Source organism: Ramlibacter sp. (assembly GCF_050250995.1).
Lineage (GTDB): Bacteria > Pseudomonadota > Gammaproteobacteria > Burkholderiales > Burkholderiaceae_C > Ramlibacter.
In genome coordinates, this window is the sequence record NZ_JBFWNP010000001.1 from 160218 (window position 1) to 173246 (window position 13029).

The 13029-nt window shown below is 69.4% G+C and carries 12 protein-coding genes; 2 read left to right on the forward strand and 10 right to left on the reverse strand.

Translation table 11 applies throughout. The features are described from left to right. Positions 1–18: 18 nt before the first annotated feature. From AB7E83_RS00800 to AB7E83_RS00835, 8 genes are read right to left on the reverse strand one after another with little or no spacing between them, the layout of a single operon-like run. Positions 19–924 (reverse strand): VOC family protein, encoded by a 906-nt coding sequence (locus AB7E83_RS00800; RefSeq protein ID WP_428564106.1) that lies wholly within the window; start codon positions 922–924, stop codon positions 19–21. A 15-nt stretch (positions 925–939) separates the two neighbouring features. Next, positions 940–1725 carry an SDR family NAD(P)-dependent oxidoreductase gene (locus AB7E83_RS00805; RefSeq protein WP_428564109.1) on the reverse strand — a complete coding sequence of 262 codons (786 nt, stop codon included), beginning with the start codon at positions 1723–1725 and terminating at the stop codon, positions 940–942. Positions 1726–1727: 2 nt separating this feature from the next. After that, positions 1728–3044, reverse strand: coding sequence for a histidinol dehydrogenase (hisD, locus tag AB7E83_RS00810; protein WP_428564112.1), 1317 nt, complete (start codon positions 3042–3044; stop codon positions 1728–1730). 13 nt (positions 3045–3057) lie between these two features. Continuing rightward, positions 3058–4062: an ABC transporter permease subunit gene (locus AB7E83_RS00815; RefSeq protein WP_428564115.1), complete on the reverse strand. Its 1005-nt coding sequence runs from the start codon at positions 4060–4062 to the stop codon at positions 3058–3060. Then, on the reverse strand, positions 4059–5039 hold the full coding sequence (locus tag AB7E83_RS00820) for an ABC transporter permease (RefSeq protein ID WP_428564118.1): 981 nt from the start codon (positions 5037–5039) through the stop codon (positions 4059–4061). Before AB7E83_RS00820 ends, AB7E83_RS00815 begins: the two co-directional genes overlap by 4 nt. Next, positions 5036–6550 carry a sugar ABC transporter ATP-binding protein gene (locus AB7E83_RS00825; RefSeq protein WP_428564121.1) on the reverse strand — a complete coding sequence of 505 codons (1515 nt, stop codon included), beginning with the start codon at positions 6548–6550 and terminating at the stop codon, positions 5036–5038. The genes AB7E83_RS00820 and AB7E83_RS00825 overlap by 4 nt, the downstream gene beginning before the upstream one ends. 7 nt (positions 6551–6557) lie before the next feature. Next, positions 6558–7556 (reverse strand): sugar ABC transporter substrate-binding protein, encoded by a 999-nt coding sequence (locus AB7E83_RS00830; RefSeq protein ID WP_428564124.1) that lies wholly within the window; start codon positions 7554–7556, stop codon positions 6558–6560. 38 nt (positions 7557–7594) lie between these two features. Then, positions 7595–8470 (reverse strand): fumarylacetoacetate hydrolase family protein, encoded by an 876-nt coding sequence (locus AB7E83_RS00835; RefSeq protein ID WP_428564127.1) that lies wholly within the window; start codon positions 8468–8470, stop codon positions 7595–7597. 110 nt (positions 8471–8580) lie between these two features. On the opposite strand from AB7E83_RS00835, the gene AB7E83_RS00840 reads away from it, so the two are divergent. Next, positions 8581–9321, forward strand: a complete 741-nt coding sequence (locus tag AB7E83_RS00840; RefSeq protein ID WP_428564130.1) for a GntR family transcriptional regulator — start codon at positions 8581–8583, stop codon at positions 9319–9321. Further along, positions 9318–10166: an SMP-30/gluconolactonase/LRE family protein gene (locus tag AB7E83_RS00845; RefSeq protein ID WP_428564133.1), complete on the forward strand. Its 849-nt coding sequence runs from the start codon at positions 9318–9320 to the stop codon at positions 10164–10166. Before AB7E83_RS00840 ends, AB7E83_RS00845 begins: the two co-directional genes overlap by 4 nt. Positions 10167–10179: 13 nt before the next feature. Here AB7E83_RS00845 and AB7E83_RS00850 read toward each other — a convergent pair whose 3' ends face one another. Both AB7E83_RS00850 and AB7E83_RS00855 read right to left on the reverse strand, forming a co-directional pair. Then, complete coding sequence (locus AB7E83_RS00850) at positions 10180–11355, reverse strand: NADH:flavin oxidoreductase/NADH oxidase (protein ID WP_428564136.1); 1176 nt, start codon at positions 11353–11355, stop codon at positions 10180–10182. Then, positions 11352–12956 carry a flavin-containing monooxygenase gene (locus AB7E83_RS00855; protein WP_428564139.1) on the reverse strand — a complete coding sequence of 535 codons (1605 nt, stop codon included), beginning with the start codon at positions 12954–12956 and terminating at the stop codon, positions 11352–11354. Before AB7E83_RS00855 ends, AB7E83_RS00850 begins: the two co-directional genes overlap by 4 nt. Positions 12957–13029 lie beyond the last annotated feature (73 nt).

Consider the following 13029-nt stretch of genomic DNA (forward strand, 5'->3'; position numbering starts at 1 on the left):
CTCCTTCGTCTTGCGGTCTCAGACCGCCGGTGCCGTCAGTTCCGTGTTGTCGGCGAAGCCCGCCGGCGGGGGCGGGCCCCAGATGTAGAACGCGTCCTCGTCCTCGTGATCCCCCGCTGGCCACTCGGCGCCGGCCGCGATGAAATCCATGTCCCACGAGTACTCGGCCCAGCCACCCCACGGGTCGCGGACATAGTAGAAATAGTTCGAGCCGAGGACGTGGCGGCCCACGCCCCAGCCCTGATCGAAGCCTTGGGCCGCCATCTGCATCGCACCGTGGCCCACCTCGTCGAGCGAGCGCACGCGCCAGCTGCTGTGATGCAGCCCCGGACCGTCGGACGTCACGAAGGCGACGAGATGGTGATCGCTGCCATGCGGCGTGTGGAGAAAAGCGATGTTGCTGCCCGCGCGGTCGGACAACCGCAGGCCCAGCGCGTCGCGGTAGAAATCGATGGCACGCCCGACGTCCGCGGTGAACAGCAGCAGATGCGACAGCCCCGCCGGCCGCACCGCCGCGGCGGCGCTGCGCTTGGGCGCCGGACCGCGCGGCTGCGGCGACATCGGGGCGTCGGGAGAGGTCTTGCGCGTCTCGACCAACTCGATCGCGAGACCGTCCGGATCGCGAAAGCTCAGCGTGCGCGGAGAATTCGTCGCGGAAGCGATGCCACGCGCCCGCAGATGCTCCGCGAAACGGGCGAGTTGCCCCGGGTGGACACCGAAGCGCACCGCGAGCAGCTTCTTGCGTTCACCCCGCGTCACGCGCATCACCGCGTGGTCGGCGCCTGCCGCGCCGATCACCAGCGCATCCGGTTGTCGTGCGACCTCGAGGCCGAAAGCGGCATAGAAGCGCTCGGCCTGCGCGAGATCGGGAACGGCAAGCTCGAACCGGTCGACCGAGTGCACCGCCAGCAGATCGGAATCCATGGAATCTCCTCGTCCTCAGGCGGCCGTCCAGCCGCCATCCACCAGCAGCGACGCGCCGGTCATCAGGGCCGCCGCGTCGCTCGCGAGAAACACCACCGGCCCCATGATGTCGCACAACTCGCCCAGCCGGCCGAGCGGAATCTTCGCGAGCACCTCCGCGCGGAAATCCTGCCGCTCCAGCTGCGCCCGCGTCATGTCGGTCGCGATGAACGTCGGGCACACGCTGTTGACCCGAATGCCATGCGGGCCCACCTCGCAGGCGAGGGCCTTGGTCATGCCTTCCAGCGCGTGCTTGCTCGCACAGTACACCGTGCGCCGCGCCGCGCCGACGTGCCCCATCTGCGACGAGATCTGGATGATCGATCCGCCCTGCCCCGCCGCGACGAGTCCGCGCACCACCTCGCGCGCGACGACCAGCGCCGCGCGCACGTTGAGGTCGAGCATCACGTCGATGTCGCCGTCCGGCGTGTCCGTGAGCGGCGCGGGCCGGTTCGTCCCCGCGTTGTTGACGAGTATCGGATACGGTCCGGTCTCGCGCACGAAGCGCGCAACGGACTCGGCATCGGTGACGTCGAGCGTGGCCGCCGACGCGCGATGACCGGCCGCGCGCAGCGCGGTGGCGACCCCCTGCACTTCGGGCGCGGACCTCGCCACCAGCGTGACGTCGGCGCCCGCTTCCGCGAGCGCCACCGCGGCCGCCATGCCGATGCCGCGGCCCGCGCCGGTCACGAGCGCACGACGGCCATCGAGGCGCCAGGACGGCGTGCGGGGCATGTCGGCGCCGAGTTTCGTCTCGCGCATCGTCAGCCCGCGGCCACCGGCTCGTACCAGGCCACTTCGGGGCGCTTGCCGTAGCGGCGCACGCGGATGTTGGCCTGCTCGCCGTGTCCGGCGAAGTTCTCCATGTGGCACAGGCGCGAGCAATATGCGCCGATCGTGGCCGATGCCTCGTCGGTCAGCACGCGCTGGTAGGTGCAGGTCTTGATGAACTTGCCCACCCAGAGACCGCCCGTGTAGCGCGCCGCCTTGTTCGTCGGCAGCGTGTGGTTGGTGCCGATCACCTTGTCGCCGAAGGACACGTTAGTGCGCGGCCCGAGGAACAAGGCGCCGTAGTTGGTCATGCGCCGAAGAAAGAGATCCGGATCGCGCGTCATGACCTGCACGTGCTCGGAAGCCAGCTCGTCCGCCTTCGCAACCATCTCGTCGGGCGTGTCGCAGACGATGACCTCGCCGTTCTCGGCCCACGCGACGCGCGCGATGTCGGCCGTGGGCAGGATGGACAGCTGGCGTTCGACTTCGGCGAGCGTCGCGCGCGCGAGCGCTTCCGAATTCGTGAGGAGCACGGCGGGTGTCGTCGGGCCGTGCTCGGCCTGGCCCAGGAGGTCCACCGCGCACAGCTCGGCATCCACCGAATCGTCGGCGATGACCAGCGTTTCCGTCGGACCGGCGAGGAGGTCGATGCCAACGCGGCCGAACAGCTGCCGCTTGGCTTCGGCCACGTACATGTTGCCGGGGCCGACGATCATGTCCACCGGCGCGATGGTGCCGGTGCCCAGCGCCATCGCAGCCACGGCCTGCACGCCGCCCAGGACCAGGATCTCGTCCGCTCCCGCGAGATGCATGGCGGCGACGATCGCCGGATGCGGTGCGCCCAGGAACGGAGGCGCCGTTGCGACCACGCGCTTCACGCCCGCGACCTTCGCCGTGAGCACGCTCATGTGCGCGGAGGCGATCAGGGGGTACTTGCCGCCGGGGATGTAGCAGCCCACGGCATTCACCGGGATGTGCTTGTGGCCGAGGACCACACCCGGCAGCGTCTCGACCTCGAGCTCGACCATCGTGTCGCGCTGCTTCTGCGCGAAGCCCCGGATCTGCGCCTGCGCGAAACGGATGTCCGCGAGTTCCTGCGGGCTCAGGGTCGCGATGGCGGCCTGGATCTGCTCGTCCGTCAGGCGGAAGTCCGCGGGCGACCAGTTGTCGAAGCGGGAGGAGTACTCGCGCACGGCGTCGTCGCCGCGCTCGCCGACGGCCCGCAGGATGTCTTCGACGGTGCTGCGCACCTTCGCGTCCGCGGCGGCCAGGGCTTCGACGTCGCGGCCCTTCTTCAGGTATCGGATCATGGAGAGGTTTTCCTTAGGTGTTCGAGGGAGTGATCGGGCGGCGCGGCTGCGCGCGGCGCCACAGCAGGTGCCAGCGCATGCGGAGGTCGTCGCTGTCGGCGAACGCGACGGCCAGCAGCACGGCGCCGGTGGCAATGTCGTGCACGCAAGGCGCGACGCCCATCGCGGTCAGGCCCGAGCGCAGGACGCAAAGCACGAGCGCACCGGCGGCGATACCCAGCGGGCGGCCGCGGCCGCCTTGCAGCGACACGCCGCCCACGATTGCAGCGGCGGCTGCGGGCGCAAGCGTGTCGGCCAGGGCGAGCGGCGACGCCGCGGCGAGGCTGAAACTCAGCAGGGCGCCGCTGCCTGCGGCGAGCATGCCGGCCACGGCGAAAGTGCCGCACAGGATCGCGGTCACCGGCACGCCCGCGGTCGCCGAGGCACGGCGGTCGCTGCCCACCGCGAGCAGGTCGCGGCCGATGCGTGTCCACGACACGACGAACTCGGCGAGGGCAAACACCGCGAGCGCGAGCAGGCTGCGCCAGGAGAACACACCGCCGACGCGGTCGTTGACGGCGGCGACGACGTCGCTGCGCGCATAGGAGATCGTTTCGTTGTTGGTGACGACGTAGGCGAGGCCGGAGAGCACGAGCAGGCCGCCGAGCGTGACGCTGATCGAGCCCAGGCCCACGCGCAACATCAGGCCCGATTGGACGAGACCCGCCGTCGCGCCGAGCGCCACCGCCAGCATCAACCCGAGGAGCGGGCTCGTCGTGCCCGCCAGCACGGCGACGCAACCGGCGAGGCTGAGCGTTCCGCCGATCGACAGGTCGAACTCGCGCGCCATCATCGTCAGGCCGAGCGCGAGCGCGAGCGGACCGAGCGTCGCGAACTGCTGGAGCACGCTGTACGCCGTCGCGGCGCTCCAGACGCGGCCCTGTGCGCCGTCGGCCAGCAGCAGTCCCGCCACGACCACCAGCAACAGCAGCAGGGGGCGCACGGCCGGCCGTGCGAGCCATGTCGACATCCTCGTCATCGCGTGCCTCCCCGGTACTGCAGCAAGATGGCGAACAGCACCAGCAGACCGGTCAGCAGATGCTGCATCGCGGTGCTGAAGCCGTGCAGCAGCAGCAGGCCCTGCACGCTCGCCAGCAGCAGGGCGCCGACGAGCGTATGCACGACGGAGCCGCGGCCGCCCTGGATCGCCGTGCCGCCCAGCACGATGGCGCTGATGGCGTGGTAGTCGTAGCCGATGCCGTGCTGCATGTCGCCCGAACCGTAGCGCGCGGCAATCAGCACCGCGGCGATAGCCGTGAACACGCCCGCGGTGACGTACGCGAACACGATCGTCGGCCAGGGCTCGATGCCCGCGGCACGCGCGGCGCGCGGGTTCGAGCCGATCAGGTAGATCTGGCGGCCGAGGCGGGTGAACGAGAGAACAAACTGGCCGGCGGCGGTCAGTGCCAGCAGCGCCGCCAGCGGCCCCGGCACCGGACCGACCGAGCCCTTCAGCCAGTCCGACGCGCCGCCCTCCAGATACAGCCCGCGGCCTTCGGACAGCCACGTCGCCGCGCCGGTGATCAGCGCCATCGCCGCCATGCTGACGATGATGGGGTTGGCGCGGAAGTAGCCGACGATCCAGCCTTGCAGGCCGCTCACCGCGCCGCCGAACAGGAGCGTCAGCGCGATGGCCGGCAGCACGCCGGACGGCAGGGCGGCGACGAACACCATGGTCGCGGCCGACAGCGTGACGCCGAGGCTGAACGACATGATGTTCCCGGTCAGGGTGATGAACGTCATGCCCACGGCCACGCAGCCGATGAAGGCGACGGTGGTGAGCAGCGCGAGCAGGCTCGTCTTCGAGAAGAAGCCCGGCGTGGCCAGGGCCCATGCGAACAGCGCCAGCAGGGCGATGCCGCGCACGAGCACGGGCCAGGCGAGGCGCTTCGCCAATGCGCCGAGGGACGGGCGCGATTCGCGCGGCATCGAGAGCGCGCCGGTGGTCGATTTCATGCGGCCGCTCCTGCCGGGTGGGTGATGTCGGCCACCAATCCGGCCAAGTCGATCTCGCCGCGCGCGTATCGACCCACCACGCGCCCGCGGAACATCGTGACCACGGAGTCGCCGATCGCCAGCACTTCCTCCAGGTCGGTGGACGCCACGAGCAGCGCGTGGCCTGCGCCCGCGAGCCGCTGCATCAGCGCGTAGATGTCCTCGCGCGCGCCGACGTCGATGCCGCGGGTCGGCTCCACCATCACGATGGCGCCGGGTTCGCCCCGATCGATGCAGCGCCCGAAGGCGATCTTCTGCTGGTTGCCGCCGCTGAGATCGCCAGTGCGCGAACGAAGGCGCCGTGCATCGACGCGAACTCGCTCCGCGAGTTCGAGCGCCTTGCGGCGAAGCGCCTGCCGCTGCAGCACGCCTCCGCGCGCGTAGCGCCGCAGGCGAGTGGCCACCATGTTCTCTTCCACGCTGAGTTCCTGGAACAGCCCGTCCCCCGCGCGATCGCCCGAGACGTACAGCACGTCCTTGCGGGCCGCCGCTGCCGGCGAACCGAGCGTCAGTTCGCGCCCGCGCACGGCGACCGAGCCCATCGCGGTGTATTCGAGCCCCGCGATCGCGCGGACGACGTCCTCGGCGCCCGAGCCCACCTGGCCGACGATGCAGGCGACGGCGCCCGCCGGCACGCCGAAGCTCGCTTCGTGCACGCGCCCCGGCACCGAAAGGCCCGCCACCTCGAGCTGCGGGGCCGCGCCGGTGGCGAGTGCGCGCGCAGCGGGCGCGGCGGGCGCATGACCGAGCATCAACTCGACGAGCTGGCGCCGGTTCAGCCCCGCGACGGGACGGGTCGCCACGTGCTTGCCGTTGCGCAGCACCGTGACCGAGTCGCACAGGTCGAACACTTCGCCCATGCGATGCGTGATGTAGAGGATCGCGCGGCCCTCGCGCCGCAAGGCGCGCAGCGCGTCGAGCACCTTCGCGATCTCGGTGTCCGACAGGGTGGCCGTCGGCTCGTCGAGCAGCAGCACCTCCGCGTCGCGGCTGAGGGCGCGTGCGATTTCGACCATCTGCCGCTCGCCCAGGCTCAGCCGCGTGAGGGGCGTGTCGAGCGGGAGCGTCTGCATGCCGAGCAGGTCCAGCACCTGACGCGCCCTCTGCCGCAGCGCTGCGCGGCGATGGAACAGGGGCACGCCGATCGTGCCGAGCCACATGTTGTCCTCGACGCTCAGGTCGGGACAGACGCTCAGCTCCTGCGCTACCAGCGCAATGCCCGCCGCCTGCGCTTCGCGCGGCGAGCGCATGCCCTCGCGCGCGCCGACGCGCACCGCGCCCGCATCGGGCTGGTACACGCCGGTGAGCAGCTTGATGAAAGTGCTCTTGCCGGCGCCGTTCTCGCCGCACACCGCGCGGATCTCGCCGGCATGCAAGGTGAAGTCGACGCCGTCGAGCGCCTGCACCGCGCCGAACCGCTTGCTCAAGCCCCGCGCGGTCAGCACGGGCTGCGCTTGCATCGCCTGCGTCACGGCCGGCTCAGTAGGAACAGTCGGCCGCGGTCTTCACGAGATTGGCCTGCGTGATGATCTCGTGCTCGATGTAGTGGCGCTTCTCGAGCGTCTTGCCGTCGAAGAAGTCGCGGATACGCGCGGCGGCCAGGCGCGCTTCTTCGGCGGGGATCATCCGCACGGAAGCGGCCATCCGGCCCTCTTGCAGGTTCTTCACGCCCGGCGCCTGGCAATTGCCGCCGACCACGGTGAGCGCGCCCTTCTCGGCGCCGAGCTTCACGCCCGCGGCCAGCGCCGCCTGAATCGCGCCATTGGCCAGGCTGTCGTTCATGCCGTAGATGCCGTCGAGTCCGCCTTGCGCGCCGAATCGCGCCAGCACCTGCCCCGCAGTGCGTTCGGCCTGCGCGGGGTTCCACTTCACGTCTTCCACCGCCACGATCTGGATGCCGGGGTAACGGGCCAGCGCGCGCTTCATGCCGTCCATGCGCATGGGCGCAATGCCTTCGGCCATGCTGCCCGTGATGGCGGCGATGCGCGCATTGGGCCGGCCGCTCGCGGTCATGGCCTTGCCGATCGCTTCGCCCGCGAGTTCGCCGAGACGGCCGGAGTTCGTGCCGATGTAGCTCTGGTACAGGTCGGCCGATTCGTTGCCGGGGAACTCCGAGATGATCAGGACGACCGGGACCTTGGCAGCCTTCGCGCGCGTCAGCGCCGGCACGATGGCCTTCTGGCTGATCGTCTGCACCACGAGCATGTCGAACTTCTGCGCGAGCGCGTCGTCGACCTGCTGCGCCTGCAGCGCGGGATCGAAGGGACTCGAGAACACCGTTGTCGTGATGCCCTTGGGTGCGGCGGCCTCCGTGAAGGCCTTCGACCACGCGCCGATGTACTTGTCCTGCGTCGGCCCGACGAGGAGCGCGACGCGCTTCGGCGCGGGGGCCTGGGCGAAAGCCGGCTGCTGCGCCAGCAGCGCGCTGCCGGCGAGTAGCGTGACCGCAATGGCCTTGAGGAAGGTGCGAGTGCTCATGGTGCTTGTCTCCGTTGGGCTTCGTTGGGTTCGAGGATTCAGGACGCTGCGGATGCTTCGTCGACGATGGGGTTGCGCAGGATGCCGAGGCCTTCGATCTCGACTTCGCAGACGTCGCCGGGTTTCATCCACAGCGGCGGTTTGCGCGCAGCGCCCACGCCCGAAGGCGTGCCGGTGACGAGGATGTCGCCAGGTTCGAGCGTGACGGCGGCGCTGATGTCGCGAACCAGCGTCGCGACGTCGAAGACGAGGTCGCTGGTCGAGGCGTCCTGGACGACCTGGCCGTTCAGGCGCGTGCGGATGCGCAGGCCCGCGCCGCCGGGCGGAAGCTCGTCGGCGGTCACGAGCTGCGGTCCGAACGCGCCGGTGCCGTCGTAATTCTTCCCGAGCGTCCATTGCGGCGTGCGGTGCTGCACGTCGCGCACCGAGCCGTCGTTGAAGATGGAGTACGCGCAGACATGGTCGAGCGCGCGTTCGCGCGGGATGCGGCGGCCGCCTTTGCCGATGACGGCGACGAGCTCGCCCTCGAAGTCCAGCTGCGTCGAATCGGACGGACGCACGATGGGCGCGCCGTGTCCGACGAGGCTGGACGCGAAACGGACGAAGAGCGTCGGATGGTCGGGCGACTTGTAGCCGCTCTCGGCGGCGTGGTCCTTGTAGTTGAGGCCCACGCAGATGATCTTGCGGCCCTCGCCCGAGAGCACGGGAAGGTAGGTGGCCCCGGCAGCATCGATGCGCGTGCCGGCGGCGAGCAGTCCCGCGAGATCGCGAAGGCCGCCTGCGCCTCGGGCGACGTACGCGTCGAGAGACCCCGGATACCCCGGCTCGCCCTGCCAGTAGCCCCTCAGCGCGCCTTCGGCATCCGCGAGCGCCACGGCGCGCCGCACGCCCTGTTGAATTGAAACGAACCGCATTCAAATCCTTCCGTTGAGCTCAAGGAGCAATATCGACTTTCCGTAGAATATCTACTTTCTTTCCAAAGTCAACTTTTTTTGATACGATGCCGGGCATCCGAGGGAAAACCATGGAATTGAAAAAGATCACCGGCGGAAGCAGCCTCACCCACGCAGCGTATGAACAGTTGCGCGACGACGTGCTCTCCGGCGCCGTGCGTCCCGGGCAGAAGCTGAAGATCCATGAGCTGATCGAGCGCCTGGGCGCCAACCAGGGCGCGGTGCGCGAGGCGCTCTCGCGTCTCGCGTCCGAGGGGCTCGTGGTGTCGGAGCCGCAGAAAGGCTTCCGCGCGTGCCCGATCTCGGCCGCGGAACTGAAGGACCTCACGCGCGTGAGGATCGAGATCGAGAGCCTGTGTCTGCGGCGCGCCATCGAACTCGGCGACCTGCGCTGGGAGTCGGAACTCCTGGCGGCCTGGCACGAATTGTCGCGCACACCCGAGAAGGCTTTCGCCGACGAGACGCAGCCCGCCAGCGCGCGCATGACCGAATCGTGGTCCTCGGTGCATTCGCGCTTTCACGCGGCCCTCATCGCGAGTTGCGACAGCCCCTGGCTGCTGCGCCTGCGCGCGCAGTTGTTCGCGCAGGCCGAGCGCTATCGCCGGCTATCGGTGCCGCTGCAGCAGAGCCGGCGCGACACGAACGAGGAGCACCTGCGGATGATGGAAGCGGTGATCGCGCGCGACGCGCAGAAGGCCTGCGATATGCTGGCCGCGCACTTCAACCGCACGAGCGAAATCCTCCTGAAGGCCCTCGACCTGGAAGCGTCCGAGCCGCCATCGCCCGCAAAGGCCGCGGCGGGCGCCCTGTGATCGGCACCGAGGTGCTGCTGCACGGCGGACTCGCCTGGCCCGAGTCTCCGCGCGTGCACGACGGCAGTCTCTGGTTCTCCGACGTTCACCATTTCCGCGTCGTGCGTCTTGCGCCGGACGGGACCGTGGCGAATGTGGCGCACGTGCCGGGTCGCCCTGCGGGCCTCGGCTTCATGCCGGACGGGCGGCTGCTCGTCGCCGGCGCACTGGATCGAAAGCTCTGGTGGGTCGGTCCGGATGGCGGGCTCACCCTCGCCGCCGACTTGAGCCCGCTCGCGCGCGGCCTGCTGAACGACATGATCGTGGATGGGCAGGGCCGGGCCTGGGTGGGCGACACCGGCTTCGACCTGCTGAAGGGCGAGCCGGAAGCGCCGGGGCGCCTCATCTCCTGGCGTCCCGGCGTAGAGGCGCGCGTGGCGGTCGAGTCGGTGCGCTTCCCCAACGGTCTCGCGATGAGCCCGGATCACCGCAGCCTGTTTCTCGCGGAGACTTTCGGCGAATGCGTCACCGCGCTGCAGTTGTCGCCGGACGGCACGGTCGTCGGTCGAGCGACGCACGCACGGCTTGCGGCGCGCCCGGATGGCCTGTGCCTCGACAGCGAAGGGGGCCTGTGGGTGGCGCTGCTCTGGGACGGCAAGTTCCGATACATCGATCCATCGGGGCTAGCCCGCGAGGAGATCGTGCTCGACGGCGAGCGCGCGATTTCCTGCGTGCTCGCCGGAGAAGACCGGCGCGAACTGGTGATGGGCACCGCGCACATGGACGAAACGGACAAGGCGAATCCCCGGCGCGACGGCAGGCTGCGCCGTTGCCGTGTGGCGCTTGCAGGCGCGGGGATTCCCTGAAGCGCGAGAGGCGCTACTCGACGCCCGCCCGCTCCCGCTGCGCCAGCCACCAGCCGTAGGACTCGGGCATGAGGCTCCAATCCCGATCCACGCCGAGTGTGTGCGCGGCCTGGACGGCGAAGTGCGGATTCGCAAGCGCCTCGCGCGCCAAAGCGACGAGATCCGCACTGCCATCGGCCACGATCTGCTCGGCCTGCTGCGCATCGACGATGACGCCGACGGCCATCGTGGCGATGTCGGCTTCCGCGCGGATCGTGCGGGCATACGGCACCTGGTAGCCGCGCTTCAGCTTCATCGGCACGCCGCCCTTCGCGAGCAGCGAGCTCGCGGTGCGGATGCCGCCCGACGAACAATCGATCGCGTCCACGCCGCGCGCCTTCAGTTCGCGCGCCAGCGCGCAGCTGTCGGCGAGCGTCCATCCCGAGCCGTCGGGCGTGCCGTCGACGGCGCTGATGCGGAAGAAGAGCGGCTTGCCGGCCGGCCAGTTCGCACGAATCGTCTCGGCCACTTCGAGCGCGAAACGCATGCGGCCGGCGAGGTCGCCGCCATACGCGTCGGTGCGGAAATTCGTCAGCGGCGAAAGGAACGAGTGGATCAGGTAGCCATGCGCCGCATGCACCTCGATCGCATCGAAGCCGGCCGCATCGACGCGCCGTGTCGCGGCGGCATAGGTGGCGAGCATCTCGCCGACCTCTTCGGTGCGCAGGCCGCGTGCCTCGTGGCAGCCGGTCACGTAGCAGCCGTCGGACGAAGCGACCGGCTGCCATGCAGGCTCGCCGCGCGCCGCATCGTCGGCATCGAGCGCGCTGAATCCGTCCCAGGGGCGACGCCGCGCGGACTTCGGACCGGCATGATGGATCTGCGCGATCGAGACGGTGCCGTGTTCGCGCAGGAACGCGGTGATCCGCTTCAGCGGCGCGACCTGCTCGTCGCTCCAGATGCCGCAATCCGCATACGTGCAGCGCCCGCGCGCCTCGACGATCAATCCCTCGGTGGCGACGGCGGCGAAGCCGCCCACCGCGAACTTCGCGAGATGCTGGAAATGCCAGTCCGTCGCCATGCCGTCCTGGCCCGCGCGATACACCTGCATCGGGGACACCACGAGGCGATTGCGGAACGTGACGTCCCGCAGCTTCAGCGGAGAGAACAGCGCGGACGGCCGCGACTGCGACGCTTCGCCCGCGCTCACGCGACGACGAAGTTGCGGTAGCCGTTCGCGGCCACCTCGTCGCACACCGCCTTGTACTTGTCGAGGCCGCCGACGTAGGGCATGAAGATGCGCGGCTTGCCGGGAATGTTCGCGCCGGTGTACCACGAGCTCGCGAGCGGATACAGGGTGCTGTTCGCGACCTCGTTGACGTGGTCCACCCATTGATTCTCGCGCTCGGTGTCCGCATCGATCCGGGTGCGGCCCGACGACTTCAGCCAGCCCACGCAATCGCCGATCCAGTTCACGTGCTGCTCGAGGTGGCAGATCATGTTGGTCTTCACGGACGGACTGCCCGGCCCGGTGATGAAGAACATGTTGGGGAAGCCCGCGGACATGAGGCCCAGGTAGGTGCGCGGCCCGTCCTTCCACTTGTCCTTCAGCGACACGCCGCCCTTGCCGCGGATGTCGATGTCGAAGAGCGCGCCGGTCATCGCGTCGTAGCCCGTCGCGAACACGATGGCATCGAGCTCGTAGTGCGCGTCCTTCGTCTGGATGCCGGTTTCGGTGATGCGCTCGATGGGCGAATTGCGCACGTCGACGAGCGACACGTTCGGGCGGTTGAAGGTCTCGAAGTAGCCGCTGTCCACCACGAGCCGCTTCGTGCCGATGTAGTGGTCCTTCGGTGCGAGCTTTTCCGCGGTGGCGGGGTCCTTGACGATGGAGCGGATCTTCTGCCGCACGAACTCGCTCGCCGTCTCGTTCGCATCCTTGTTGCGCAGCAGGTCGTTGTACGCGCAAAGGAAGGCGATGTTGCCGCCGATGTTCCAGCGCACTTCATAGTTCTTCGCTCGCTCCTCGGGCGTGTCGTCCAGCGCGCCCTTGGGCGGCGGCGGGTGGCCGGCCATGCCGAAGGGCGAAGCCAGCTGGTTTGCGCGCCACTGCGGATAGATCGCCTTGCGCGCGTTGTCTTCCTCGGCGGTGATCGGGCCGTTGACGGCCGGCACGCTGAAGTTCGCCGTGCGCTGGAACACCGTGAGATGCTTCGCCTGCTTCGCGATCACCGGGATCGCCTGCATGCCCGACGAGCCCGTGCCGATCACGCCGACGCGCAGGCCGGTGAAGTCGACCGTCTCGTGCGGCCACTTGCCGGTGTGGTACCACTTGCCCTTGAAGTCGGCGAGGCCCTTGAAATCCGGCACGCGCGGCAGCGAGAGGTTGCCGCTGGCCATGACGCACCAGCGCGCGGTGAGTACCTCGCCCTTGTCGGTGGTGACCGACCACAGCGAGGTGTTCTCGTCGAAGTGCGCGGACTTCACGCGCGTGTTGAAGCGCATGTCGCGCTTCAGGTCGAAGCGCTCCGCCACGTGCTCCGCATAGCGCAGGATCTCGGGCTGCGTCGAATACTTCTCCGGCCACTTCCATTCCTGCTGCAGGTCCTCGGAGAACGAATAGGAGTATTCGAGACTCTCGACGTCGCAGCGCGCACCGGGGTAGCGGTTCCAGTACCAGGTGCCGCCGACGCTGCCGCCGGCCTCGATCACCTGGACCTTCAGGCCGAGGCCGCGCAGCTTGTGCAGCGCATACATGCCCGAGAAGCCGGCGCCGATGACGATGGCGTCGAAGACTTGATCTTGATTCATCCGGCCAGTCTCGGACGCGCACGGCACGGAATCAACTCGGGATTTGCACGCGTTCCGTACTCCGGCACGCGCC